The following is a 24,761-nucleotide window of genomic DNA, read 5'->3' on the forward strand; positions in this document are numbered from 1 at the left end:
CTACTCCCGCGGGGCGGCGGCGTTGCGGCCGGCGATGACGACCGAGAGCGCATGGGCCGTCTCGGGCGGCAGGTTGGTCATGACCGCCGCAGCCGCCGGGGCGTTCATCCGGGCGAGGAAGCCGGCGGCGAAATCCGGCGCCATCTGCTCGAAGAGCGCGGCCGCATCCTCGGGCTTCATGTTCTCGTAGACGGCGGTCAGGCGGGTGATGTCGTCCTCCGCCGCGGTGGCGGCGAGGGCGAGCGTGGCCTCGAGCGAGCTCTGCGCCTCCTGCAGGGCGGCGAGCTTCTCGGCCACCTCGGCCTCGGCGAGGCGGAGCGCCTGCATCCGGTCGGCGAGCTGCGATTCGCGGGCCTCGATCCGCTCCTCCCGTTGGCGGAAGGCCTCGAGGAGGGCCTCGGGCGTGTCGGCGGGGGTGCAGGAATCCTCCCCCTCCGCCGTGACGGCGAGCGTGTCGAACGCCGGAGCGACGGCGGCGATGGCGCCCTCGGCCCCCGAGGCCAGCCGCAGGCCGCCCGAGGCGAGGAGGAGCGCCGCGAGCACGGCGAGTGTTCCCCGGCCGACGCGGCGGCGGGGGGCGACCTTAGCGGGCGGGCGGGCCGGGCCGAATGGCCGGAAGGAGGGCCGGGAGCCGGGCGCGCTCATGAAGACGCCTCTTCCCTGCGGCGCTGGAAGAAGGGGTTGGAGGGCGGGCGGGCCGGCTCCTCTTCCTCCTCCGGCTCCTCCTCCGCCGCCGGGTCGGGGAGGTCGTGGAGCGCGGCGACGAGGAGCTCAAGCTGGCGGGCCGCCGCCTCGGCCCGCTCGGTGGCGGCGCCGAGCCGGGCGACCGAGCCGCCGGCGGAGCCCTGCGCCTTGGCCAGCGCCCGGCCGAGATCGTCGACCTGGGCGGAGAGCACGGCGACGGCGCCGCCGACCCCGCGCTCGAGATCGGTGAAGCGGCGCAAGCGCGAGGCCAGCACGAAGCAGTAAAATCCGGCACCGATGGCTCCGGCGGCCAGCAATATGTCGGCGATCATCGCCATAGGTCCCCCTTCCGGCCGGGATCAATCCAGCACGAATTCCATGATCAACAGGTCGCGCACCCGGCCCTCGCCGGTGATGACCTGCACGCGCCGCAGAAGCTGGGCGCGCAAAGTGGTGAGCGCGTTGCTCTCGGCGAGCGCGGCGAGGTCGACGGCGCGCAGATAGGTGTTCAGCACATCGGTGATGCGCGGCATGACATCGGTGACCTCGCGCTCGCGCCCCGGCACCACCTCGAGCTGCGCCGAGAACCGCAGGTGCTGATGGCCGCTGTCGGCCGGCAGGTTCACCACGATCGGCTCCATGGGCAGGAAGACGGCGGGCGCCAGCACGGGCAGGTCGGCGAGGCTCTCGGCCTCGGCGCCGGTGGCGGCCTCGTCATGACTGCCGCCGATCAGCCCCATGCGCACGGCGAAGAAGCCGCCCGCCCCGCCGGCGATGGCGAGCACCAGCCCCAGGATGAGCGGCAGCTTGGACTTCTTCTTCGGTGGCGCCTCTTCGGCGGCCTCCGCCTCGCTGGCTGTGGCGTCGGACATGGCCTTCCTCGTCGCGGCAGGGTCGGCCCCGTTGATAAGCTCATATTGGCTAACCGAACTTTAAGTCTGGTGAGGCATCTCTTGTGCGGTCGGGCAGAAGCCCCGCCGAAGAGGGAGAAACCGTCTTGCAGAGCCTCGCGTCCATCTGGTCCGGTCTCGATTCGCGCCGCCGCATCATCGCCGTCGGCGCCGCGCTCGCCGTCTTCGCCGCCGTCCTCGGCCTCGCCCGCGGCGCCGGTTCGCCGCAGATGGCGCTGCTCTACGGCGGGCTCGAGCCGCAGGCGGCCGGCGATGTGCTCGCGGCGCTCGAGGGCCAGGGCGTCGGCTACGAGGTGCGCGCCGGGGCGATCTATGTGCCGGTGGCGGAGCGGGACGCGCTGCGCATGAGCCTCGCCGCCGAGGGGCTGCCGGCCAATTCGGCGCAGGGCTACGAGCTGCTCGATTCGCTCTCGGGATTCGGCACGACAAGCCAGATGTTCGACGCCGCCTACTGGCGCGCGAAGGAGGGCGAGCTGGCGCGGACCATCCTCGCCTCGCCGCATATCCGCGCCGCGCGCGTCCATATCTCCGCCCCCTCCTCCCGCCCCTTCGCTCGCGAGGCGCGGGCCACGGCGGCGGTGACGGTGACGACCGCCGACGGCGCGCTGGCCCCGGCCTTCGCCAAGGCGCTGCGCTACCTCGTCGCCTCCGCCGTGCCGGGCCTCTCGCCCGAGGACGTGGCCGTGATCGACGGCGAGACCGGCCTCGTTTCGGCGGAAGACGAGACCGCCCCCGAGGGCAGCCGCGCCGAGGCGCTGCGCGCCCGGGCCGAGCGGCTGCTCGAGGCGCGGGTCGGTTACGGCAATGCCATCGTCGAGGTCTCCGTCGAGACGGTCACCGAGAGCGAGCAGATCGTCGAGCGGCGCATCGACCCCGACAGCCGCGTGGCGATCTCGGAGGAGGTCACCAGCTCCTCCGGCGCCGCGCAGAATGCCGGCGACGGCCAGGTGACCGTGGCCTCCAACGTGCCGAACGGCGCGGCGGCGAACGGCGGCTCCGGCGCGGCGGGCGGCGGCTCGTCGGAGAGCTCCGAATCGCGGGAGCTGACGAATTACGACTTCTCCGAAACCTCGCGGGAGGTGCTGCGGGCGCCCGGCGCGATCCGCCGGCTCTCCGTCGCGGTGCTGGTGAACGAGATCACCGCCATAGACCCGGCGACGGGCGATCCGGTGACCACGGCCCGCAGCCCCGAGGAGCTGGAGGCGCTGGGCGCGCTCGTCGCCTCGGCCGTCGGCATCGACGAGGATCGGGGCGACGTGCTGACCGTGCGCTCGATGGCCTTCGAGCCGGCGCTGCCGATGGAGGGCGGCTCCGACGGGCTGCCGTCGAGGCTGGCGCTCGACACGATGATGCTGATCCAGCTCGGCGTCCTCGCGCTGGTGGCGCTGGTGCTCGGCCTCTTCGTCGTCCGCCCGATCCTCGCCGGCCGCGCCGCCGCCGCAGAGGGCTCCGCCGGGGCCTTGCCGGCACCGGACGATGCCGGCGGCTTCACCCCCGGCGGGTTCCCGACCATGGCCAATGCGCTCGCCCCGCCGGGCGGCGCGGAGCCGGTCGGCATGGGCATGGGCGGCGGCTTCCCGGCCATGGGTAACGGCTTCGGCGACGATGGCGGCCTACCGGCGCTCGGCGGCACGGGCGGCATGGGCGGCGGCGGCGATTCCGGCGACCCGGTGACGCGCCTCCGCAAGCTCATCGAGGAGCGCCAGGACGAGACGATCCAGATCCTGCAGAGCTGGATCGAAGACCCAGAACCCGGAGTGTAACCGATGGCCCGACCTGCCCTGTTGGAAGATTTCGACGCCCCCCGTTTCGCCCCGCCCGAACCGGAGGAGCCGACCGGCCCCAGCCCCGACTGGCTGGAAGGCCATGCCGCCGGCCGCGCCGAGGCGGAAGCGGAGGCATCCGGCCGCCGCGACGCCGCCGCGGCCGAGCTGGCGCAGGTGCTCGAGACGATGGAATTCTCCTTCATCGAGGCCCGCGCCCATGTGCTCTCGGCGCTCCGCCCGCTGGTCTCGGCCCTGACCGACGGGCTGCTGCCCGGCCTCGCCGAGGCGGCGCGGCTGCCGGTGCTCATCGACCTCGTCATGGAGGCCGCCGAGGCCGACAGCCGCAGCCCTCTGCGCCTCTCACTGCCGCCGGCACTCCACGCCGCGCTCGCCCCGCACCTGCCGCTCGCCGGCGGGCCGCCGCTCGAGCTGGTGCCGGATGCCACGCTGCCGGAGGGCCGGGCGCTGCTGATGAGCCCGGAGGGCACCGGCACGGCGCTCGATTTCGACGATTACCTGGCCGGCCTGCGCGAGGCGCTGTCGGCCCTGCATGACGAACCGGAGGTGAGAATAGACAATGATGGATGAGAGCGCGAGCAATCCGCTGCACGCCCTGCCGCTGGAGATCACCGTCTCCGTCGGCCGCGCCCGCCCGCTGGTGCGCGACCTCCTGGAGATGGGGGAGAATGCCGTCCTGCCGCTCGACAAGCGGGTGGACGACCCGGTGGAGCTCTATATCGGCGACCGCCTGATCGCCCGCGGCGAGCTCCAGGAGATGGAGGGCGACGAGACCGGCCAGCTCGCCGTGCGCCTGACGGAGGTGGTCTCGATCCACGGGGCGGAGGATTGAGGGCGCGCACCGAGGCGCGGGGGGCCGCGGCCCCCCGATCCCCCCGCTCCTCCGGGGGCCCGAGGGCCCCCGGCCCCCCGCCGGGTGGGGGCCACTCGACCCGGTGGCGCCTAGGTGGCGACCCAAGGAGCATCTGGACGAAAGCGAGGCACCCGGAGAGCGCGCCCGGCCCTCGGCTGCACGCCGCCCCGGGGCTCGCGTCGCATCTGCTGATGCGGCGGGCACAGGCAACGGGGCGAGAGGGGCCGGCGCCCTGGCGAGGCCCTCTGCGGAGGGCCGGGCGGCTGCTCCTGCCGGTGCTGGTCCTCCTCCTGCTCGCGGCCCCGGCCGAGGCCCAGAGCCTGACGGTCGATCTCGGCGAGGGCGGCTCGCTCTCCTCCACCACCATCCAGATCTTCCTGCTCCTGACGGTGCTGAGCCTCGCGCCCGGCCTCGCGATCATGCTGACCTGCTTCCCCTTCGTGGTGACGGTGCTGTCGATCCTCCGGCAGGGAATCGGCCTGCAGCAATCGCCTCCGAACATGCTGATCGTCAGCCTCGCGATGTTCCTCACCTGGTTCGTCATGGCGCCGGTTTTCACCGCCGCCTGGGAGGGCGGCGTCGCCCCCTTCCTCGACGGCGCCACCGAACCGCCGGAGGCGATCGAGGCCACGCTCGCCCCCTTTCGCGGCTTCATGGCCGCGCGGATGGATGGCGAGACCTATGCCTCGCTCGCCGCGCTCCGCCCCGATGTGGCGGTGGCGCCGCCGACGCCCGACTCGCCTCTGTCCGTCCTCATCCCGTCGTTCATGCTCTCGGAAGTCAGCCGCGCCTTTCAGGTCGGCTTCCTGATCTTCCTGCCCTTCCTCATCATCGACCTCGTCGTCGCCGCGGTCCTGATGTCGATGGGCATGATGATGGTGCCGCCGGCCGTCGTCTCCCTTCCCTTCAAGCTGGCCTTCTTTGTGATCGCCGACGGCTGGACGCTGCTCGCCGAAAGCCTCGTGCGCTCCTACCTCTAACCCGCCCGCCGCCGCGCCAGCGGCGGCCCCGGCGCCGCGGCGGGCCCGCGTCAGCGGGGTCGGGCGCGGCGCAATCCACGCCCCAGGCAAGCCGCAAAGGGGGCGCCGGCGTCAGCCGGCGCCCCCCGGCGACGTGACGGGCCCCGCGAAGCGGGGTCCCGGGCCCGGCGCAATCAGCGGACGATGAACTCGGCGTGGAGCGCGCCGGCGGCGCGGATGCTCTTCAGGATGTCGATCATGTCGTTCGGCGCGACGCCGAGGGCGTTCAGCCCGGCCACGACCTCCGACAGCGAGGTGCCGCCCGGCAGCTCGACGAGCCCCGTTCCCGGATCCTCCTGGATCGCCGCATTGGTGCGCGGCACCACCACCACCTCTCCGGGAGAGAAGGGGTTCGGCTGCACCACGATCGGTGCCTCCTCGATGCGGAGCGTCAGGTTACCCTGGCTCACCGCGACGCGGCTGATGCGCACATCCTCGCCCATCACGATCGTGCCCGAGCGCTGGTCGACCACCACGCGGGCGCGGATTTCCGGCTCCACGAGGATGTTCTCGATCCGGCCGACCGCATGGGCCGGCGAGGCGGCGCCGGTGCCGGTGATGTCGATCTCGACGGTGCCGGCATCGAGCATCAGCGCCACCGGCCGGCCGAAGCTGCCGTTGATCGCCGCCTCGATGCGCGCCGCCGTCGTGAAATCGGGCGTGCGGAGCGCGAGGCGCATGGAGTCGAGCTGGCTGAACTCGAAGGCCACCTCGCGCTCGACCGTGGCGCCGGCGGGGATCACCCCGGCGGTCGGCACGCCCTGCGTCACCCGCGCCGCCTCGCCCTCGGCCGAGATGCCGCCGGCGATGATCGTGCCCTGCGCGACCGCGTAGATCTGCCCGTCCGCCGCGTTGAGGGGCGTCATCACCAGCGTCCCGCCGAGGAGCGAGGAGGCATCGCCGATGGCGGAGACGGTGACGTCGATCGGCGCGCCGGCCCGCGCGAAGGGCGGCAGCTGCGCCGTCACCAGCACGGCCGCGACGTTCCGGGGGCGGAACTGCTCGCCCGTGACGTTGACGCCCAGCCGCTCGAGGATGTTCGTCATGATCTCTTCGGTGAAGGGCGCATTGCGCAGCCCGTCGCCGGTGCCGTTGAGGCCCACGACCAGCCCGTAGCCGAGAAGGTCGTTCGAGCGGACGCCGTCGAACTCCACGAGGTCCTTCAGCCGCACCGGCGCCGCCTCGGCCGGGGCGAGCCCGACGGGGCTCAACGCCAGGCTGAGGGCCGCGGTGGAGACGAACGCGCGCAGGAAAGCCCGCATCAGATATACCTCGTCAGCGTCATTTCGGACATGCGGGCGGTCAGCAGGTAATGCGTCTCGAGCTGCACCTGCACCTCCTGCAGGGCGGAGGCCGTCGAGAACGGGTCGGCATTGACCATGTCGTTCCTCAGGATGCTGAGCGAGGTGCGCTCGGCGCCGAGCCGGACGGTGGCCTCCTCCAGCCGCTCCTCGCCGACGCCGAGCTGCCCTTGCAGCGCCGCCAGCGCCGTGCCGGCGGAAAGGAGCGTCTCGCCGGCGCGGTGCATGACATCGGCGGCCTCGGGATTGGTCAGCGCCGGCACGCCGTCCATGGCGACGGCGGCGAGCGCGGCGCCGGCGAGGGCGCGGCGGATCGCCGGATCGTCGGCCCGCGCCTCCATCGTGATGGTCGGGCCGGTGCCGACGCGGCGGGCCGCGAGCGCGCCGGTGTCGCCGAGATAACCGGCCGTGTCATAGCCGCCGCCCGCGTCGAAATAGGCGAGCACCTCGGCCACCAGCGCATCGCCGTCGGCGGGCGCCGCGGCGGTGATCGTGGCGCGGAGGTCGGCGAGGATGTCATCGGCCGGCGCCAGCGCCACCCCGTCGGTATCGGTACCGGCGAAGAGCGCCTGGCCGCCGTAGCGGGTGCCGAGCGCCGAGACCATGTCGCCGAAGGTCAGGGCGCCGTTGCCGGCGCCGGCCGTCAGCTCGGCCTGGCCCGGCTCGGGCGAGATGCTCATGAGGTTGCCGGCGAGGAGCCCACGCACGTCATCGGCCCGCGACAGGGCGAATTGTGTGGCGGAGAGCATATTGGCGAGGTCGCGGCCGCCCTCCATCTCCGTCTTGATCATCGACAGGCGCGCATTCACCTCCACCAGCCGGCCCTGGCCGATGCCCAGCGTCTTCGGCAGATCCTTGTGCTGGCCGGAGGAGAGCTCTTCCGCATAGCGGTTCATCTTCTCCTTGAGGGCGAGATTGGTGGTGCGCAGGAAGAAGTTCTGCGCCCCGTCACCGAGGGTCATGGGCATGGTCAGATCTCCAGAAGCCGGCGCATCATCTGGTCGATCGTCTGCACGACACGGGCATTGGCCGCGTAGGATTGCTCGATGATCAGAAGCTGCTGCATTTCGAAATCGGTATCGACGCCGCCTTCGTATTCGGCGGCCTTCATCGTGTCGTAGCGGGCGCTCGCAAAGCCCAGCGCCTCTTCGGCATTGACGCGGCCGAGGCTGACATCGCCGACCCAGCCGCCCGCATGGGTGGCGACGGAGGCGACGAGCCCGCCGGTCACCGGCAGCGAACGCTTGTCGGCCAGCGCATCGGCATAAAGCGTGAGCTGCGCCGAATCGCCGGCATTGACGGGGGCGGCGGCGCCGATCCCGGAGCGCAGGCGCCAGAGCGCGCCGCCCTCCTCGGGATTGACGAGGTCGTTGACGGCGATCCGCCCGGCGAGGCCGGTGAGCTCGCTCATATCCATCTCCGCCCCGGCATCGGTGAAGAGCCCGGGCAGCCCGGCGGCCCGGGTGGCATCGAAGCCGGCATCCTCGAAGCGGCCGATGAGGTCGGCGGCGATCTCGTCGAGCGCGTCGGCCGCGGCGGGCATGGCCTGGTCGCGGAGCTTGAAAGCGGCCTCGAGCGAACCGCCGGCGAGGCGGCTGTAGCCGTCGTCGCCGAGGGGATTGCCGCGCTTGGTGATGCCGCCGAGCCCGCCGCCCGAGAGCGACATCTCGGGCGTCACCATGGGCCGGGCGAGGAAGGCATATTCCGAGGGCGGCCCGTCGAGCAGCACCTCGCCCGAGGGCGTGATGAGCGCGACCTTGCCCTGCTGGCGGTCGACCTCGCGCACCGGCACGATGCCGGAGATCGTGTCGATCACCCTCTGGCGCTCATCGACGAGCGCATTGGCGTCGCCGCCGGAATTCATCAGTTCCTGGATGGAATTGTTGAGCTGATAGACCTTCTGCAGCGAGCCGTTCAGCGTCTCGACCTGGGCGGCGATCCGGTGCTCCGCCTCCGTCCGCGTCGCCTGGATGGCCTCGGCATCCTCGCGGATGGCCTGGGTCAGCGCCTGGGCGCTGGCGAGCACCGTGGCGAGCCGCTGGTTGCTGGAGGGGTCGGCGGCGCTGGCGTTCAGCGCCGCCTCGAAGGTGTTGATCCGCGCCGAGATCGAATGGGCATCGTCCACCGTGCCCGTCTCGAATTCAAGCATGCGGAAGCCGTCGGCAATCGCCTCCTGATAGGCGCGGGCCGAGCCGGCGTCGCGCCGGTCGGAGAGGATGCCGCGGTCGACCAGCCGGGACACCTCGTCGACCTTCACTCCGCCGCCCTGTCCGCCGAGGCTGGTGGAAGACAGGCGGATCTCCCGCCGGCCGAAGCCCTCGGTCAGCGCATTGGAGATATTGTCCGCCGTCACCTCCGCCATGCGGGAGGAGGCGGTGAGCCCGGAAAGGGCGTTGTTCAACGCATGGGAAAAGCTCATCTCATCACCTCCGCCCGGCTACTGGCCGGCCTAGCGCTTCATGTTCGTGGTTTCCTGGAGCATCTCGTCGACGGTCTGGATCACCTTGGCGTTCGAGGAATAGGCGCGCTGCGTCTGGATCAGGTTGGTGAGCTCGCCGGCCACGTCGACCGTCGCCTCCTCCTGCGCGAAGCCGAGGATCTCGCCCACCGGGCCGGAGCCCGCGCTCCACAGGTAGAAGGCGCCGCTGTCGTCGCTGACCGTGTAGCGCTGGTTGTCGCCGACGTTCAGCTCGTTGGGATTGGCCACGTCGACGAGCGGCACCTGATAGACGACCCGCGTCAGACCGGTGTCGAAATAGGCGTGGACATAGCCGTTGGCATCCACCTCGACGCTGGTCAGCGTGCCGGGAGGGGCGCCGTCCTTGTTGATGGAATTGGGCGCGAAGACGTTCGACAGCTGCGACATGCCCGAGAAGTCGTTGATCTGGCCGATGTCCATCGTGATGTCCTGCGTGCCATTGGCCGCAGAGAGCGTGAAGGTGCCGGTGGCCGCGTCATAGGCCGGGCTGCCGGCCGTCGGGTTGACGGAGGCGAGCGTGCCGCCGAAGCCGGAGCTGTCATCGAAGGTCAGCGTGTATTCGCCGAGCACCGCCCCGCCCGAGCCGTCGTCGGTGATGGTCATCGTCCATTCGTTGGAGGCATCGGTGGCCGGCACGGTCGGCGTGAAGGTGACGGTCAGCGTCTGCGGCTTGCCGAGATTGTCGTAATATTCGATCGTCACCTGCTCTTCATCGCCGTCGGCGCCCGCCTCGGTCGAGGTCGCGGGCAGGTTGACGCCCATGCGGATCTCGCTGGTCGGAGAGGCGGCAAATTGCGAGGCGCTGATCTGGATCGCCTCCAGCCCGTTCTGCGAATCGCGCGGGAAGTCGGGGATCGAGCCGTCGGCCTCGGCCGGCCAGCCCATAAGGACGGCGCCGTCATAGGTGGTGAGATAGCCATCGGCATCGAGCCGGAAGGAGCCGGTCGTCACCAGCTCCATCTGCAGGGCGTCGCCGGCGGTGACGAGATCGGGGTGCGAGACGACGGGCAGGAAGCCGCGGCCGCGCACGGCAAGGTCGGTAGGGTTCGACGTCGACAGGAGCGGCCCCCGCTCGTCGATCAGCCGGTGGGCGGAGACGCGGACGCCGCCGGCGGCATAGGTGCCCGAGCCGCCGTCAATGACCATCGAGTGGAACTCGGTCATGGCCCGCTTGTAGCCCGTGGTCTCGGAATTCGCGATGTTGTCGGAAATCGTCGACAGGTTGCTCGCATTGGCCGAAAGCCCGGCCACCGAGGCGTTGAGGGAGGACGAGAGCGTCATGGACGACCTTTCTGGTTTGCAGGACGTCGCATGGTCTACCCTCGCGGGGCTAATGTTTGGCTAATGGCGGCCTGCGCGACCGCGGTGCGGCGGCCCTCCCTCCCCGCTCACCTCTGACGGCGCAGAAGCACGATCTCCACCCGGTCATTCCTAGCCGCCGCCGGTTCCGGCACCGCATGGTCGCGGTCGGCATGGCCGGTCAGCCGCTCGATACGCGCCGGGTCGAGTCCGCCGGACTCCAGCCCCTGGCGCACCGCACCGGCGCGGGCGGTCGACAGCTCCCAGACCGGATTGTCGGCAAGGACGAGCGAGCGCGTCGCCAGATGCCCGTCGATGGCCACGTCGTTGGTGACGAGCCCCGCGAGGCGCGAGACCATGGCGACGATCTCGGCGGTGACGGGCAGCATCTCAGCCGTGCCGTCGGCGAAGATCGGCGCGCCGGGCAGCGCGAAGATCTCGATCACCAGCCCCTCGTCGGTCAGGCGCGTCACCACATGGCGCCGGGCGAGGTCGGTGAGGTCGCTTTCGCCCGAGGCGGCGTTCAGCATCTCCTCGATGGATCGCAGCGCCTCCGTTTCCGACGGATCGGGGGCAGCGGAGCTTTCGGAGGGCGGCGCCGTCGTCTGCGCGCCGAGGCCCTGGGTCTCTGCGTCCGGATCGGGCGGCCCCTTGATGACGCCGCTGCCGTTCTCGGCGAAGGTATCCTCGGCGAACATGGAATCGCCGGCGAAGATCCCGTCGCCGCCGCCCGAGACGCGGCTGAGCGGGATCGAGGGCGAGAAGTAATCCGCGATGCCCTTGCGCTGCTGCTCGGTGGTGGCGTTGAGCAGCCACATGAGCAGGAAGAAGGCCATCATCGCTGTCACGAAGTCCGCATAGGCGACCTTCCAGGCGCCGCCATGGTGGCCGCCGCCGGCGATGACCTTCTTGCGCTTGATGATGATCGGCGCATTCGCTTGAGCCGTCATGGCACTCACCCCTTGTTCACCCGAGACAGGGATTAACCGGGGCTTGTTGAGGTGGGGTTACCTGATCAAATGCGAGTCAAAGGTCGCCGCGGCGCCATATTTCGTCAGGACCGCAGAATTCGGCGAGGCTGTAGCCGGCGCCCCGCATGATGCGCCCGATCTCGGGCGAGGCGGTGTTGTTCTCGATCGACCAGAGCCCGACCCGGTGCTCGGCGAAGGGAAAGGCCTCCAGCGCCGCCACCTCGCCGCCCTCGATGTCGAGCGAGACGAAATCGGGATGGAGGATCCCGGTCTCGTGCATGATGCCCGAGAGCGTGCACGTCTCGACGCGGATCACCGCCTCCTCATGGCGCGGATCGGCGCGAACGGTCTTCAGAAGCTCCGAATCGTAGCTGCCGGAGAGGCCGGACATCTGCGTGTAACCGGCTGAAATCTCGATGAACTCCGCCTGCCCCTCCTCGGCCGCCACGGCATAGGGCAGGCAGGGGCAGCGGCGGAGCTTGCGCGCCTTCTCGAGTTGGGCCGGCACCGGCTCGACCAGAGCGCCGGTCCAGCCGCGGATGCGCTCGAAGAAGATCGTGTTGGAGCCGGTCATGCCGTCGTAGCCGCCGATATCCAGATAGGTGCCGCCGCGCTTCCGGCGGAGGATGGCGTCGACCACGGCATCCTGCCCGGCCTGGCTGAAATAGGGATAATCCCGCTCCAGCATCCCGCGCGCCTCGTGGATCACCCGCATGAGCCCGCCGCGGCGCCGGCCGCGCTCGTCGTTCAGCGCCTCGGCGGCCTCGCGCATGGCGCGGCGCGCCTCGGCGCGGGCGGCCTGGATGCGGGCGTCGGGCGTCATCGGGCCCTCCCCGGATCGGTGTAGGATTTCTCCTCGACGATGGCGGAGCCGAGCGCGAGGTTGATGCGCTTCTTCACCTCGGCGCGGCGGTCGTTCGTCCGGTAGACGGCCCGCGCGAGGGCGATGAAGGGCGCGCCGAAATCGCCGGCCGCCTCGCAGGCGCGAATATCGTCCTCGATCTGCCAGAGGCTCGCATTGATCTCTGCGAGCTCGGCCTTGAGCGCGGGGAGCTCGGCATGGGCCGGCAGCCCCGCCTCGAGCTCGTCCAGCCGCGCCGCCTCGAAGCGGATGTTGGCGAGCTTGGCCGCGTCGGTGATCTTCGCCGCCTTGAGCGCGAGGATGGTGATCTTGTCGATCAACTCGCCGGCGGAGGTGGGGACGAGCAGCTCCATCAGCGCCCCCTCGCAGCGAGCGCCGCCAGCTCGGGCCTGATCCGCGCGAAGACCTCGCCCCAGTCGCCCGGCTTGGCCTGACGGATGAGGCGCATGGTCGGATACCAGGGCGTCCCCTCCCCTTCCGGCCGCCAGAGCCAGAACGGGTCGCTGTGCAGCAGCGTCCAGACCGGCACGCCGAGCGAGCCGGCGACATGGGCGGTGGCGGTGTCGGAGGTGAGGATCAGATCCATCTCCTTCATCATGGCGGCATTGTCGGCGAAGTCGCGTTCCGAGCCGCCGAAATCGGGGATGAAGGCGGCGGTGCCGTCGGCGCGGAAGGGCGCGAGGCGCGGCCCCTTGTAGAGCGAGATCAGCTGCAGGCCGGGCACGTCGAGCAGCGGGTGGAACTCGGTATGCGAGAAGGACCGGAAGGCATTGCCGCGATAGGTGAGCGAGCCGGTCCAGACCACGCCGACGCGGAAACGCTCGCGGAAGGGCTGGGTCAGCGCCCGGGCGCGGCGGCGGGATTCCTCGGGGATGGCGAGGGCGACGGGCTCCGGCACCTCGCCGGTGAGGGCGAAATGCAGGGCCGGCAGGTCCATGATGTTCGTCCAGAGATCGACGCCCTCCTCCGGCACCCCCTCGACGATCCGGTCGGCGCCCTCGATGCCTTGCAGGAGCCTGAGGACCGGCCGCTCGGCGGAGAGCACCACCTCCGCCGGCCCGTATTGCTGCAGGACCGGCAGGAAGCGCAGGAAGGCCACCGCATCGCCGAAGCCCTGCTCAGGCAGGACGAGGATGCGCTTGCCGGCGAGGCTCTCGCCCTGCCACTCGGGCAGCGCGATCCGCCGTGCCGTCAGCTCCCCCGTCTGCCACCGGGCGCGGTAATTGGCGAAGCCGCGGGCATAATCGCCGGCGGCGAGCTGGGTGAGCGAGAGCTGCAGGCGCATCTCGGGCTCGTCTGGGAAGCGGCGGGCGGCCTCCTCCAGATGGGCGATGCCCTCCTCGAGCCGGCCCATGGCGCGAAGCGTCTTGCCGACCATCGCCGCGGGCTCCGCCTCCTCCGGCCGGGCGGCGGCGAGCGCCCGCCGCAGCTCCAGCGCCTCCTCTAGCGCGCCGGTGTCGTGGAGGATGTTGGCGAGGTTGTTGCGGATGCCGGGGCCGTCGGGTGCGAGCGCATAGGCGCGGCGCTGGGCGGCGACGGCCAGATCGTGCTGCCCCTCGGCCCTGAGGAGCGCGCCGAGGTTCGACCAGAAGCCGGCATCGCCGGGGGCGCGGGTCAGATAGGCCGTATAGGCCTCCAGCGCCTCCTCGCGCCGGCCGGCCCTATGGGCCTCGACGGCGCGGGTGCGCAGGCTCGCCCCGTCCTCCGCCATCAGCCGCGGCCCTTGCGGGGCACGGGCTTGACCAGCACCTCCGGCCGCCGCGCCTCGGCGGCCTCGAAGAGCGAGAAGGTCTGGTTGACGTAGTTCACCGCGCCGGAGATCAGCTCCATGTAATCCTTGAGGTCCTGCGTCGCCTCGGCCTCGACCATCTGTACCGAGCGCTCGGGGCCGAGCGTCTCGAAGCCGGCATAGAAGAGCGGCTCGCCGCGCTGGAGGCGGATCGGCTTCTCCGGCTCGTGCCATTCGAAGGCCCACATGAGCGGCCGCGGCCAGACGTTGATCGGAAAGCGCCCGCCGAAGATCGTGCCGGGCAGCGGCTCCTTGCGGTAATGCATGAAGGGCGAGACCTGGCTCATGTAGACCGGCTCGTCGGAGATGAAGACGTAAGGCAGCGAGAGCTGGATCGTCGGCACGCCCGGCCGGCGCCATTCCGCCTCGTTGGTCAGATGCAGCTTCTCGCCGAGCTTGGAGGCGCGGATGCTGCTGGCCTCGCCCGCGAGGTTGCGCAGCGCCGCCTTGCCATTGTCGTCGCGCGTGAAGCCGATGTGGATGTCGAAGGGGCAGGGAATGACGAAATAGCGGCTTTCGAGGTTGATGACCGCCGGGCAGCGCGAGGCACTCTTGGCATGGCGGCGATCGACATCGACGGAGCGGACGCGCTCGGGCGGGGCATAGATGATGCCGCCCTTCTGCTCGGTCAGCAGCCAGCCGACGGTGACCGGCCCGGAGCCGCGCGGCCGGCCCTCGGTGTTCTCGAAACTGACGCTGAGCTGCATGACAGGCCCCCTCATGGGTTCGTCCGGCCATAGAAGGCGGAAGGCGGGGTGCTGTCAAACAGGCCCCGCTCGGCCCGCCCTGCCGGGCGGGCTCGCAGGTCGCGCGGGGGCGGAAAGGGGCATGACCCAGACCCCTCCTGCCTCTGCCCCTTTCCAAATACCCTTCGGGGGGGTCGCCATTGAGTGCGCCATTGGTTCGAGCACCAATGGCGACGGGGCAGACAGCCCCCCCGGACCGCGCTCTCGACCGGCGCGCCGGTCAGGCGTAGAGCCGCGGGGCGCTCTGCAGCAGCGACAGCGCCGCCGAGGCGCTCGAATAGCCGGTGAAGCCGGCGTTGATCTCGCTGCGCACGAGGAAGAGCCGGACGATCTTCTCGCGCATTTCCGGCTCGGCGAGCTCGGCCACGTCGGAGGTGCCGAAGACGCTCTCGGCCCGCGCCTCGAAATTCGTGAGCTGCTTGTCGATGTCGAGCGCGCCGAAACCCTGGCCGAAGCCCAGCGCCGTCTCGAAGACGGAGCGGAGCGGCGGGTTGCCCATGATCGAGAACCAGCGGGCATTGTTGCTCTCGGAGCCCTTGAGCACATCCTGCAGGCCGCGCTCGAGGTTCATCGCCTGGCGGAGGGAATCGTTCTGTTCCCCCACCGCCTTTTCGAAGCTGCGCTCCTCGTAGCGGGCGATGATCTTGTCGGCGAAGCCCGGGACGCCGGTCAGCCCGCCCAGATCGGCGAAGCCGAAGGTGCGCGAGAAGGCCTGATAGGTCTTGTCCGCCAGCCGGTTGGCGAGGGCATCCTCCTTCAGCGTGCCCTCAGCGAGGATCTCCTTGATGAAGGCCTTGTGGTTGATGTCGTCCTCGAGCCCAAAGGCGCCGAGGGCGATGGTGAGCAGCCGGCGGTCGTTCACCAGATCCTCGGCGCTCTTCACCTTGGCGATGTTCTCGCGGAAGTAATCCGTCTCGCGCTGCAGGACCGGCGAGGAGGTGAAGGCCTCCATCTGGGTCTCGCGCGTGCGCTCCAGATAGGTCCAGCCGAGATAGCCGCCTGCGGGGACGACGGGCTGGAACATCAGACCGTCCCCACCTTCAGCCGCGGCCGCGCCTCGAGCGCCCCGCCGCCGGCGGTATCCGGCGCGATGGGCGCCAGCGGGCCGGCGGTGCCGAGGAGCCGCTCCTCCCGCGGCAGGAGCGAGCGCAGCCGCTTCAGCGCCCGGTAGGTGTCGCCGGCGGAGATCGCCTCCGTCGCCTCCGAGAGGAGCCGGCGGCTGTCGGCATCCGTCAGCGCCTGGCTGAGCTGCTCGATGCCGCGCAGGAGCTGGATGTTCGCCTCGGCCGGCTCGGCATCGCCCGACAGGACGAGCTGAGCGATGTAGCAGACCCGCCGGACGGGCGTGTTCACCTCGCCGGGGCGGATCGCGTCGCGCAGGCGCAGAATGTTGGCATTGGGCGTCAGGATGGCGAGCCGTGCCCGGCGGTCGCCGTTCTCGATCACCGCGCCGTTGACGAGCACCCGCTCCTTCGGCCCGAGCTTGAGGACGAGTCCGCTCATCTCACACCTTCCTGGGCCGGGCTGGCGGTGGCCGCCGGCTGGGCGGCAGCGCCCTCGCGGGCCCCGTTGCCGGACAGGCCGCGCATGACGGCGGTGTTGATATCGACCAAGGCGGCGATATCCGCCTCGCCCTTCAGCACGGCGCGGGTGTGATGTTCAGTGAATTCGGCGAGGTAGAAGATCTGCGCCCGGAGCGTCGCGGGCAGCGCATTGGCGGGGTCGGCGACCTCGCCGGCCAGATGGGTCCAGACCCGGCGGTTCTGGAAGAGCGCCTCGGCGATGGCGGCGAAGTTGCCGCTCTGCATGGCGGTCTTGAGGCGGGCGGTGGTCTGGGAGAAGAGCTGGAGTTCGGTGGCCCGGCCCGTCATCACGGGGGAGTTCACCGGCGCATAGGCTCTTTGAGCCTGTTGGATGGCATTCACGTCGGAATCCTCTCGGAGCGTTTTGCTTCGGCCTTCTGGGAGGGAGAACGGGGGGCCTCAGGGGCCCCCCGCCCGGGTTCCGCTTAGCGGAACAGCGACAGGATCGACTGCGGAGCCTGGTTCGCCATGGAGAGCGACTGGACGCCGAGCTGCTGCTGGACCTGGAGGGCCTGCAGACGGGCGGAGGTCTCTTCCATGTTGGCGTCGACCATGGAGCCGATGCCGGACTTGAGCGAGTCGGAGAGCTTGGAGATGAACTCCGACTGGATGGAGATGCGACCCTCGACGGAACCGAAGGCAGCGGAGGCGTCGATGGCGGTGCCGATGAACGTCTCGATGTTGGCGAGCGCGGCGGAGGCACCTTCGTCCGTCGTCACGTCGATGCTGTCGAGACCGGCGAGGCCACCCGTGGCGGTGCCGTCGGAGCGACCGGCAGCCGAGAAGGCCAGCGTGGTGCTGTTGTTGTCGACCTGGAGCTGCCAGGCGCCGTTGGCATCCTGGGTCACGTTGGTCGAGATGTTGCTCAGGCCGGCGGAGTCCACGGCGATCTTCAGGCCGCGGGCCACGTCTTCCATCGTCTCGCCCTGACCGGCGACATAGTCGAAGTCGGTGGAGCCGATGGTGACCCGGTAGCCGTCGCCCTCGTTGACGCCGGCGGTGGCCGAGAAGGTCACGGTCTCGGCGCGCGCCTCGAGGGCGGCGTCGGTGCCGTAGGTGCCGGTCGTCGAGCCGGTGGCGGTGAAGGTCAGCGCCGTGTCCTCGAAGGCGACGGTGGAGGTCAGCGTGATCGTGTCGGTGGCGACGGTGGCGGTGATGCCCTCGATGCCGGCCGCGTTGATCGCCGCCGTCAGGCCGGCCGCGGCGTCGTCGAGCGTCGTGGTGGCCGCGGTGAAGCTCACCGAGGTCTCGCCGATCTGCAGGCGCACGACGTCATCCACGGCGACGGTGCCGCCGAGCTGAAGCGTCTCGGTGATGCCGGTGTTGACCACGGCGGTGTCCGAGGCGGTGGCGTTGACCGACAGATCTGTGCCCGAGGCGTTGTAGACGCCGGCGTCGGTCGTCAGGTCCTGCCGCGACACGGAGATCGAGGAGGAGGCGACGGAGCCGTCCGAGGCGCGGTCGAGCGACGAGAGCACGTCGACCGAGTCGGAGCCGGAGACGAGGTTCAGGCCGTTGAACTGCGCGGCGCCGATGACCGACTGCACCTGCTGGGTGTAGGCATCGATATCCGCCTGGATCTTGGAGCGGTCGACGTTCTGCTCCTGGGCGGCGGTGATCTTGCCCTTCATCTCGGTGAGAAGGTCGGCGACCGTTTCCGAGGCCTGGCGGGCGACGGCGACGGTGGACTGGCCGAGGGCGAGCGAGTCGGAGATCGACTTGAAGCCCTTGACGTCGGATTCCATCACTTTCGAGATGGCCCAGACGGCCGAGTTGTCCTTGGAATTGCCGACGGCCTTGCCGGTGGAGATCTGGTTCTGGACGTTGCCCAGGTTCTTGTTGATGGAGGACAGCGTCTGCAGCGCGACCATCGCGCCGTTGTTCGTCAGAATGCTCGACATGAGAGAGTATTCCTATGGTTTCGGCGCTTTTGCGCCATGCGTTCATGATCCACAGCCCCGGTGCGGAGCGGCGGGACGAAAGGTCATTCTGACGTCTGCGGGGTCGGCCCGGTCGGGCCAGTCGCGCCATCCTCCTGGATGCGAAGGACGGTATCGCCGGTCAGGCTTAACGCCGCTCTAAGGCCGGGGGGCGGAGATACCGCCAATTCAATTCAACTCGGGGGATGAGGGCTTTGGACGATGAGAGGCCGCCTGCCGGAGCCGGGCTTGCGCCGGGCCGAATGCAAACCTCGCCGCTGAGCCGCCCGCTTGGGACGCACCGACAGGCTCCGACCTGGCCCGGGCTCTGACCTCGCCGCTGTTCCCCCCCGGTGCGCGCCGCAGGCTTGAGGGCGAGCGTCGTCCCGTCCCGCGGGCTGGCGCTTCCGAGGGGCTGCGCAACGCTTCAAGCGAGGATGTGGCGGCACCCTAAAGCGCGATGCGGTGGCGGTAGGAGCGCCAACCCAAGGGCCGGCGCTCACCCTGCGCGGCACCGGGGGACGAGCTCGGCCCGCCCAGACGGGCGGAATCGCCTGGGGCGGTGGGCCAAAACCCACCCTGCCCGCTCAGGCCCTGCCGTCGAGGGCGCGGCGCGCCTTGCCGGTGGGGGCCTGCCGTCCCCTGGCATCGTAGGTGGTGAACTCCGCCGCCGCGCCGGTCAGCAAGGACACCCGCCGCTCGGCCTCGCGCACGCCCGAAATGGCGGCGGAAAGCAGCCGCTGGTTGCGCTTCAGCCCCGTGCCGATCCGCCGGAGCGCGCCGGCATCGGCGCTTTGCCGCAGCTCCTCGAACAGCGCCGCCTTGCGGGAGCCGAGCGGTTCCAGCCCGCCGAAATCCCCGGCGAGGATGCATTGCCGCTCTTCCGAGAGCAGCGCTTCGAATCGGGTGACGAGCGGCTCAGCCATCGGCGCGACTCACGAGCGAGGCGAAGAGCTGCTCGGCAAGGCCGATGCCGCCGGCGGCGACCATGGCGCGGGCCTGCTCCTCGCGCAGGAAGGAGGCGAACTGCTCCTCCCCCGCGCCGCCGCCGAACTCGGAGGGCATCTCGCCGAGGCCGGTCGACTTGAGCATTTCGGCGAGAAAGCTCGCCTCCAGAGCCTTTGCGGCCTCCATCAGGGCGGTCTCGTCCGCCGGCGCGGCGCCGGGGCGCGGGCCGGCAGCAGCCTCCGGTCGGGGCGCCGGCAGGCCGGCCATGGGCAGAAGGGGATCAGGTCGCATCCGGAGCTCCGTTCGCGGCGAATTTTCCTGACACTCCCCGATCGCGGTTAAAAAGCCGGTAAGGCTGATCGGTCTATGGAGGAGGCCAGTTTCAGTCCCAACCGGTGAGCCGATGACCTTCCTCCTCGTCCAGAACGGACCAGCGATCGCCCCCGAGGCGCCCCCGTCCAAGCCCGCCCAGCGCCGCGATGCGGGCGGCAGCCCGCCCGACCGCCGGCAGGACCGGCGCGACAGCCCGTTCGCCGATGTCTATGACCGCGGCGCGGCCGGCCGGACCGGGCGCGAGACCGGAAGCGCGGGCGAAAGCCGCGGGCAGGCGGGGCGGGCCGAAGGCCCCGCGGGCGACACCGGGGCGGGCTCCGGCGCCGGGTCCAGGCGCGAGGCGGGGGAGGCCGGCCAGACCGGCACGTCCGGCAAGGGCGGCGCGGCCGAGGCGGAGGGCAGCGGCAAGGAGGGCGCCACCCTGCCCGCGCCCGAGCCCCTGCAGGTCTTCGCGCTGCCCGGCGCCACGCCCGCCTTGTCCGAGGCCGAATCGGCCGAGGCCGCGCTCCTCCTCCGTGCGGCGGGCGCCGCCGCGGGCGCGGGCGCTTCCCGCGCCGGGGCGAGCGGCGAACGGGCTCTCCTTTCGGCGGCCAGTACGCCCCTGCCGGGCGAGGCCGGCGAGGGCGACATGCCCGCCCCCGCCCCTGGGGCCGACGGTGCGGGCCGGAGCGGCCGCGCCGCGGCGATTCTCGGCACGCTCGCGGCCGGGGGCGCGGCGCAGCCGGGCACCGTGGCGGCCGCCGCCGGCGCGGCGGCGCCTCGGGCCACCAGCCCGCTGGCGACGGGCGCTGCGGGCCCAACCGGCACAGCCCTGCCGCTGGGCGATCCCTCCGCCGTGGCGGACGAGGCGCTACCCGGCACCGCGCTGGGCCAAGCCCAGGGCGCCCCCGGCGCGGGGCTGACGGCCGCCGCGGCCGCCAGTTCGGCCACGGGTGCCGCTAGCGGCGCCGCGAATGCCGCAGCCTCCGGGCGGAGCGGCCCGGGCGCGGAAGAGGAGGGCGGGCCCCGGCTCCGGCGCTCCACCGCTGATCCCGCCCGCGCCGAGGCGCGGATGGGTCCCGGCACCGACAGGGCCGGCGCCGAGCCCATGGCCGCCCCGCCCGCGGCCCAGCCCTCCGGCGCGGCGCTGCCGGCGCAGCCGATCCCGCTCGCCGGGCAGGAGGGGAGCGCGCTGCCCGGCCAGACCGGCGGCGACACCCCCGAGGGCCAGACGCGGCTCGACGCCGCCGTCGCGGTGCAGGGGAGCGGCACGAGCGCCGCCTCCATCGCCGCCTCCGGCACCAATGCCATGCCCGCCGCCGCGCGGGAGACGATCGTGCAGGTCACCGCCGCCCTGCCGCAGACCCCGGGCGAACGGGTGGAGATTCGCCTGTCACCCGAGGAGCTCGGCCATCTGCGGATGGTGCTGCACAGCCATGACGGCACGATGGTGCTGCAGATCAGCGCCGAGCGTCAGGACACGGCGGATCTCCTCCGCCGCCACGCCGCCGAGCTGGCCCGCGAGATGCAGGAACTCGGCTACGAGGATGTGCAGCTCGACTTCACCTCCGGCGAGGGCGCGGCGGAGGGGCGGGACCCGTCTTCCGATTCCGGCCCGGCCAGCCCTCGCGCGTCGGGCAGCGAGACGCCCTTCGCCCAGATTCCGCCCGAGGCCGCCCCCGGCCCGGGCAATGCCGCCGCCTCCGGGCTCGACCTTCGACTTTGAGGAGCCAGCATGGATACCTCCCCCACCACCGCAGCCGCCGCCGCCGGCCCCGGTTCTGCCGCGCCGCCGCCGGCCTATGGCAGCCCCGGCCAGTCCGAGGGGCAGGCGGTCATCACCTCGGATTTCAACACGTTCCTGCGGATGCTCACGGTGCAGCTGCAGAACCAGGACCCGCTGGACCCGGTGGATGCCGATGACTTCGCCATGCAGCTCGCCACCTTCTCGGGCGTCGAGCAGCAGGTGCTGACCAACGACCTCCTCTCGGCGATGTCGGGGCAGCTCGGGCTGTCCTCCATGGCCGATATGGCCGCCTGGGTGGGCCGCGAGGTGCGCGTCGCCGCGCCGGCCTGGTTCGACGGCGCGCCGATCACGCTCGCCCCCAATCCGGCCGCCGGGTCGGACCGGGTGGAGATCGTCGTGAAGAACGCCGCCGGGGCGACCGTCGCTCGCTTCGAGGCGCCCGTCTCGGCCGACCCCATCGAATGGGACGGGCTCGATGCCGACGGAAACCCGCTGCCCGAGGGGCTCTACAGCTTCGTCACCGTCTCCTACGCGGCCGGCGAGGAGCTGCTCCGCGAGAAGACCGAGCTCTATGCCGAGGTCAACGAGGTGCGGGCCGAGAATGGCGAGGTGGTGCTGGTGCTCGAAGGCGGCACGGCGCTGCCGGCGACGGCGGTCAGCGGCATCCGGGGCGTGGATCAGGGCTGAGGGCCGGGGCGGACGGAGGCGGTCGGGGGATTGCATCCCCCGAACCCCCTGCCCTCCCGGGGGCCCTCAGGCCCCCGGACCCCCGGTTCGGGTGGGGGCCAGCCCCCACACCCCTGAGGTATTTGGAAAGGGGCATGGGCAAGAGGGTCCCTCGGGGGGCCGGGTGCCCCATGGGAGGGCGGGGGGTGCCGCTGAGGCGGGGCATCGAGCGGGCCACTGGGGCCTTTGCGTTGACGGTGGCTGCGTGGGACGGCACTTAACCGGGGATCATTGCCATCACGCAGATCAGCACGGTGGCTGAGACGGCCGGGCGGACGCGGCACGGGCGGCTGGGTTCGTCCGCAACGGCCATGGAGGAGGCGGAGGCGGAAGGGGCCCCCTTCCGATCAAGATCGCCATCCAGATGAGTATGGCAGCGGGCGACAGAGGGGACAGCGACGAAGGCGCTGGAGATCCGCCCCGCTCAGATCTGGGCTGGCGGAGGAAACAGCTCGGCGGGGCCGGAGCGGTGCGGCTGAAGAGGCGGCGGCCAGGCGGACGCCGACCCAGTGGCCCCGCCCCTCAGATCAGCGCCACCACCCAGATCAGCACCGCCGCGCCCGCGGCGCCGATGGCGGCCCAGGCCACCCGCTGGCCGGCGTCGAGGCGCTCGGCCTCGTCTTCCGCCCGGGCCGTGCGCTGCAGCGCCTCTTCGGCGAGGGCCGGCAGGCGGGGGCCGAAGCGGGCGAGGACGCGGGCGGTGGCGGCGAGGTCGCGGAGCATGGCCTTCGGGCCGAGCTCTTCCTTGATGTAATCCTCCACCACCGGCCGGGCGACCTGCCAGATGTTGATATGCGGATCGAGCGAGCGGGCCACGCCCTCGACCACCACCATGGTCCGCTGCAGGAGGATCAGCTCCGTCCGCGTCTGCATCCCGAAGCGCTCCGTCACCTCGAAGAGATAGGACAGGAGCCGCCCCATGGAGATATGCGTCGCGTCCATGCCGAAAATCGGCTCGCCGACGGCCCGCAGGGCGCGGGCGAATTCGTCGACCTCCCGGTCGGCGGGCACATAGCCGGCCTCGAAATGCACCTCCGCCACGCGGCGATAGTCGCGGCGGATGAAGCCGAAGAGGATCTCGGCATAGACGCGCCGCGTGTAATCGTCGATCCGGCCCATGATGCCGAAATCGAAGGCGATGAGCGTGCCGTCGGGGGCGACCTTGAGGTTGCCCTGATGCATGTCGCCGTGGAAGTAGCCGTCCCGCAGCGCATGCATGAGGAAGAGCTGCAGCACCCGCTCGGCCAGCGCCTTGCGGTCGATCCCGGCGGCGTCGATGGCGGCGAGATCGGCGAGGCCGATGCCCTCCGCCCAGCCGAGCGTCATGACGCGGCGGCCCGAGGCGTTCCACTTCACACGCGGCACGCGGAAGAGCGGATCGTCCTCGGTATTGGCGGCGAATTCCGAGGCCGCGGCGCTCTCGAGCCTGAGGTCGAGCTCGGCGAAGAGCACGCTTTCGAAATGCTCCACCACGTCAATGGGGCGAAGGCGGCGGACGCCGGGCATCAGCCCCTCGATCATCCGGGCGGCAAAGCGGAAGGCGTCGGTATCGCGGCGGCAGGCGCGCTCGATGCCGGGGCGGAGCACCTTGACCGCCACCTCCTCGCCCGTCTCGGCCAGCCGCGCATGGTGGACCTGGGCGAGCGAGGCCGCCGCCACGGGGCCGGAGAACTCCGAGAAGACCTCCTCCACCGGCCGGCCGAGCTCGCGCGCCACCTCGGCGCGGGCGACCTCGGTCGGGAAGGGCGGCAGCTTGTCCTGCAGGACCTGAAGCTGGCGGGCGAGATCCTCGCCCACCACATCGGGGCGGGTCGAGAGGATCTGGCCGAACTTGATATAGGCCGGCCCCAGCTCGGTCAGCGCCCGGGTGACGGGCGGCAGCGAGGGGTCGCCCCGGTAGCCGAGCCAGCGGAAGGGCCAGCCGAGCACCCGCGTCACGGCGGCGACGAGCGGCGGCGCCTCCATCGCGCGCAGCACCTCGCCCATCGCCCCCGATCGCTCGAAGGTGGCGCCGGTGCGGATGAGGCGAAGGAGGTTGTGGGGGCCCCGCACTCTCAGATCTTCCAGCCGGAATGGAGCGCGGCGATGCCCATCGAGAGGTTCCGGTAGCTCGCCCGCTCGAAGCCGGCGGTGCGGAGCATCCCGAGGAAGGTCTCCTGATCCGGGAAGCGTCGGATCGACTCGACCAGATACTGGTAGCTGTCGCGGTCGCCCGTCACCATCTGGCCCATGGGCGGGATGACGTTGAAGGAATAAGCGTCGTAGAGCTTCTGGGCCATCGGAACGGGAAGCTGCGAGAACTCCAGCACCATCAGCCGCCCGCCGGGCCGGAGCACGCGGAAGGCCTCGTGCAGCGACTGCTGCGGGTCGGTGACGTTCCTTATGCCGAAGGAGATCGTGTAGACGTCGAAGGAGCTGTCTTCGAAGGGCAGCGCCATGGCGTCGCCCACCACCCAGTCGAGCTTGCCGGAGAGCGCCTCGGCCTCGGCCCGGCGCTTGCCGGCCTCGAGCATGCCCTCGGTCATGTCGCAGACGACGGCGGAAGCCTCGGGCGCCCGGGCGAGGAAGCGGAAGGCGATGTCGCCGGTGCCGCCGGCCACGTCGAGCAGGCGCTGGCCATTGCGCGGCGCCAGCCAGTCCATCATCGCGGCCTTCCAGACGCGGTGGATGCCGGCGCTCATCAGATCGTTCATCAGGTCGTAGCGCGAGGCGACGCTTTCGAAGACGCCGCGCACCCGGCCGGCCTTCTCGGCCTCCGGTATGTCCTCAAACCCGAAATGCGTTCGCTTCTCGTCCATTCCCGGCCCTTCCTCTTCAACGAGATGGGG

General features: G+C 71.2%; 25 protein-coding genes and 1 pseudogene. 6 read left to right on the plus strand and 20 right to left on the minus strand.

Annotation, left to right across the window (positions count from 1 at the left end; all coding sequences use genetic code 11):
- Genes ACAZ03_RS15355 through fliL form a run of 3 tightly spaced genes read right to left on the minus strand, consistent with a single transcriptional unit; the run spans position 1 to position 1,556 of the window.
- Entirely contained in the window at positions 1-645 is a 645-nt protein-coding gene (locus ACAZ03_RS15355) for a MotE family protein (RefSeq protein WP_373354962.1), read from the minus strand.
- Positions 642-1,022, minus strand: coding sequence for a hypothetical protein (locus ACAZ03_RS15360; RefSeq protein WP_373354963.1), 381 nt, complete (start codon positions 1,020-1,022; stop codon positions 642-644). The genes ACAZ03_RS15355 and ACAZ03_RS15360 overlap by 4 nt, the downstream gene beginning before the upstream one ends.
- Positions 1,023-1,043: 21 nt before the next feature.
- Positions 1,044-1,556 (minus strand): flagellar basal body-associated protein FliL, encoded by a 513-nt coding sequence (gene fliL / locus ACAZ03_RS15365; protein WP_373354965.1) that lies wholly within the window; start codon positions 1,554-1,556, stop codon positions 1,044-1,046.
- Positions 1,557-1,681: 125 nt separating this feature from the next.
- Between fliL and fliF the strand changes: the two genes are divergently transcribed.
- The 4 genes from fliF (at position 1,682) to fliP (ending at position 5,212) form a co-directional block, all read left to right on the plus strand.
- Positions 1,682-3,358, plus strand: a complete 1,677-nt coding sequence (gene fliF / locus ACAZ03_RS15370; RefSeq protein WP_373354967.1) for a flagellar basal-body MS-ring/collar protein FliF — start codon at positions 1,682-1,684, stop codon at positions 3,356-3,358.
- 3 nt (positions 3,359-3,361) lie between these two features.
- Positions 3,362-3,949, plus strand: coding sequence for a hypothetical protein (locus tag ACAZ03_RS15375; RefSeq protein WP_373354969.1), 588 nt, complete (start codon positions 3,362-3,364; stop codon positions 3,947-3,949).
- On the plus strand, positions 3,942-4,211 hold the full coding sequence (locus ACAZ03_RS15380; RefSeq protein WP_373357091.1) for a FliM/FliN family flagellar motor switch protein: 270 nt from the start codon (positions 3,942-3,944) through the stop codon (positions 4,209-4,211). The genes ACAZ03_RS15375 and ACAZ03_RS15380 overlap by 8 nt, the downstream gene beginning before the upstream one ends.
- 212 nt (positions 4,212-4,423) lie before the next feature.
- Positions 4,424-5,212, plus strand: coding sequence for a flagellar type III secretion system pore protein FliP (gene fliP / locus ACAZ03_RS15385; RefSeq protein ID WP_373354971.1), 789 nt, complete (start codon positions 4,424-4,426; stop codon positions 5,210-5,212).
- 173 nt (positions 5,213-5,385) lie between these two features.
- Here fliP and ACAZ03_RS15390 read toward each other — a convergent pair whose 3' ends face one another.
- The 15 genes and pseudogenes from ACAZ03_RS15390 to ACAZ03_RS15460 form a co-directional block, all read right to left on the minus strand.
- The gene (locus ACAZ03_RS15390; RefSeq protein ID WP_373354973.1) at positions 5,386-6,513 is read right to left on the minus strand and encodes a flagellar basal body P-ring protein FlgI; all 1,128 of its coding nucleotides are present in this window, start codon (positions 6,511-6,513) and stop codon (positions 5,386-5,388) included.
- Positions 6,513-7,520 carry a flagellin gene (locus ACAZ03_RS15395; protein ID WP_373354974.1) on the minus strand — a complete coding sequence of 336 codons (1,008 nt, stop codon included), beginning with the start codon at positions 7,518-7,520 and terminating at the stop codon, positions 6,513-6,515. Before ACAZ03_RS15395 ends, ACAZ03_RS15390 begins: the two co-directional genes overlap by 1 nt.
- Before the next feature lie 2 nt (positions 7,521-7,522).
- Positions 7,523-8,971, minus strand: a complete 1,449-nt coding sequence (gene flgK / locus ACAZ03_RS15400; protein ID WP_373354976.1) for a flagellar hook-associated protein FlgK — start codon at positions 8,969-8,971, stop codon at positions 7,523-7,525.
- Positions 8,972-9,001: 30 nt separating this feature from the next.
- Entirely contained in the window at positions 9,002-10,312 is a 1,311-nt protein-coding gene (locus tag ACAZ03_RS15405; protein WP_373354978.1) for a flagellar hook protein FlgE, read from the minus strand.
- Between the two features lie 107 nt (positions 10,313-10,419).
- Complete coding sequence (locus tag ACAZ03_RS15410; protein WP_373354980.1) at positions 10,420-11,280, minus strand: flagellar motor protein MotB; 861 nt, start codon at positions 11,278-11,280, stop codon at positions 10,420-10,422.
- A gap of 76 nt (positions 11,281-11,356) precedes the next feature.
- A complete protein-coding gene (locus ACAZ03_RS15415) occupies positions 11,357-12,124 on the minus strand; it encodes an FkbM family methyltransferase (RefSeq protein WP_373354982.1) in 768 nt (255 codons plus the stop codon).
- Positions 12,121-12,516, minus strand: a complete 396-nt coding sequence (locus tag ACAZ03_RS15420; protein WP_373354983.1) for a DUF6165 family protein — start codon at positions 12,514-12,516, stop codon at positions 12,121-12,123. The genes ACAZ03_RS15415 and ACAZ03_RS15420 overlap by 4 nt, the downstream gene beginning before the upstream one ends.
- Positions 12,516-13,874, minus strand: coding sequence for a tetratricopeptide repeat protein (locus ACAZ03_RS15425; protein WP_373354985.1), 1,359 nt, complete (start codon positions 13,872-13,874; stop codon positions 12,516-12,518). The genes ACAZ03_RS15420 and ACAZ03_RS15425 overlap by 1 nt, the downstream gene beginning before the upstream one ends.
- Positions 13,874-14,659 (minus strand): hypothetical protein, encoded by a 786-nt coding sequence (locus ACAZ03_RS15430; RefSeq protein ID WP_373354987.1) that lies wholly within the window; start codon positions 14,657-14,659, stop codon positions 13,874-13,876. The genes ACAZ03_RS15425 and ACAZ03_RS15430 overlap by 1 nt, the downstream gene beginning before the upstream one ends.
- 259 nt (positions 14,660-14,918) lie before the next feature.
- Positions 14,919-15,722 carry a DUF1217 domain-containing protein gene (locus tag ACAZ03_RS15435; RefSeq protein ID WP_373354988.1) on the minus strand — a complete coding sequence of 268 codons (804 nt, stop codon included), beginning with the start codon at positions 15,720-15,722 and terminating at the stop codon, positions 14,919-14,921.
- A gap of 83 nt (positions 15,723-15,805) precedes the next feature.
- Positions 15,806-16,201 (minus strand): annotated as a pseudogene (flbT, locus tag ACAZ03_RS15440) (flagellar biosynthesis repressor FlbT); the annotation flags it as partial.
- Positions 16,198-16,623 (minus strand): flagellar biosynthesis regulator FlaF, encoded by a 426-nt coding sequence (gene flaF / locus ACAZ03_RS15445; protein WP_373354990.1) that lies wholly within the window; start codon positions 16,621-16,623, stop codon positions 16,198-16,200. The pseudogene flbT and the gene flaF, both read right to left, overlap by 4 nt.
- Before the next feature lie 83 nt (positions 16,624-16,706).
- Entirely contained in the window at positions 16,707-18,182 is a 1,476-nt protein-coding gene (locus ACAZ03_RS15450; protein WP_373354992.1) for a flagellin, read from the minus strand.
- Between the two features lie 605 nt (positions 18,183-18,787).
- On the minus strand, positions 18,788-19,126 hold the full coding sequence (locus ACAZ03_RS15455; RefSeq protein WP_373354993.1) for a hypothetical protein: 339 nt from the start codon (positions 19,124-19,126) through the stop codon (positions 18,788-18,790).
- Positions 19,119-19,439 carry a rod-binding protein gene (locus tag ACAZ03_RS15460; RefSeq protein ID WP_373354995.1) on the minus strand — a complete coding sequence of 107 codons (321 nt, stop codon included), beginning with the start codon at positions 19,437-19,439 and terminating at the stop codon, positions 19,119-19,121. The genes ACAZ03_RS15455 and ACAZ03_RS15460 overlap by 8 nt, the downstream gene beginning before the upstream one ends.
- 112 nt (positions 19,440-19,551) lie before the next feature.
- On the opposite strand from ACAZ03_RS15460, the gene ACAZ03_RS15465 reads away from it, so the two are divergent.
- Positions 19,552-21,186: a flagellar hook-length control protein FliK gene (locus ACAZ03_RS15465; protein ID WP_373354996.1), complete on the plus strand. Its 1,635-nt coding sequence runs from the start codon at positions 19,552-19,554 to the stop codon at positions 21,184-21,186.
- Positions 21,187-21,195: 9 nt separating this feature from the next.
- The gene (locus ACAZ03_RS15470) at positions 21,196-21,894 is read left to right on the plus strand and encodes a flagellar hook capping FlgD N-terminal domain-containing protein (protein ID WP_373354997.1); all 699 of its coding nucleotides are present in this window, start codon (positions 21,196-21,198) and stop codon (positions 21,892-21,894) included.
- Between the two features lie 561 nt (positions 21,895-22,455).
- Here the strand turns inward: ACAZ03_RS15470 and ubiB are convergent.
- Together ubiB and ubiE are read right to left on the minus strand one after the other, a co-directional pair.
- On the minus strand, positions 22,456-23,985 hold the full coding sequence (ubiB, locus tag ACAZ03_RS15475) for a 2-polyprenylphenol 6-hydroxylase (protein ID WP_373354999.1): 1,530 nt from the start codon (positions 23,983-23,985) through the stop codon (positions 22,456-22,458).
- A gap of 2 nt (positions 23,986-23,987) precedes the next feature.
- A complete protein-coding gene (ubiE, locus tag ACAZ03_RS15480; RefSeq protein WP_373355001.1) occupies positions 23,988-24,731 on the minus strand; it encodes a bifunctional demethylmenaquinone methyltransferase/2-methoxy-6-polyprenyl-1,4-benzoquinol methylase UbiE in 744 nt (247 codons plus the stop codon).
- Between the last annotated feature and the right edge of the window lie 30 nt (positions 24,732-24,761).

Origin of the sequence: Pseudoroseicyclus sp. CXY001 (assembly GCF_041714655.1) — a bacterium.
Classification (GTDB): domain Bacteria; phylum Pseudomonadota; class Alphaproteobacteria; order Rhodobacterales; family Rhodobacteraceae; genus Pseudoroseicyclus_A.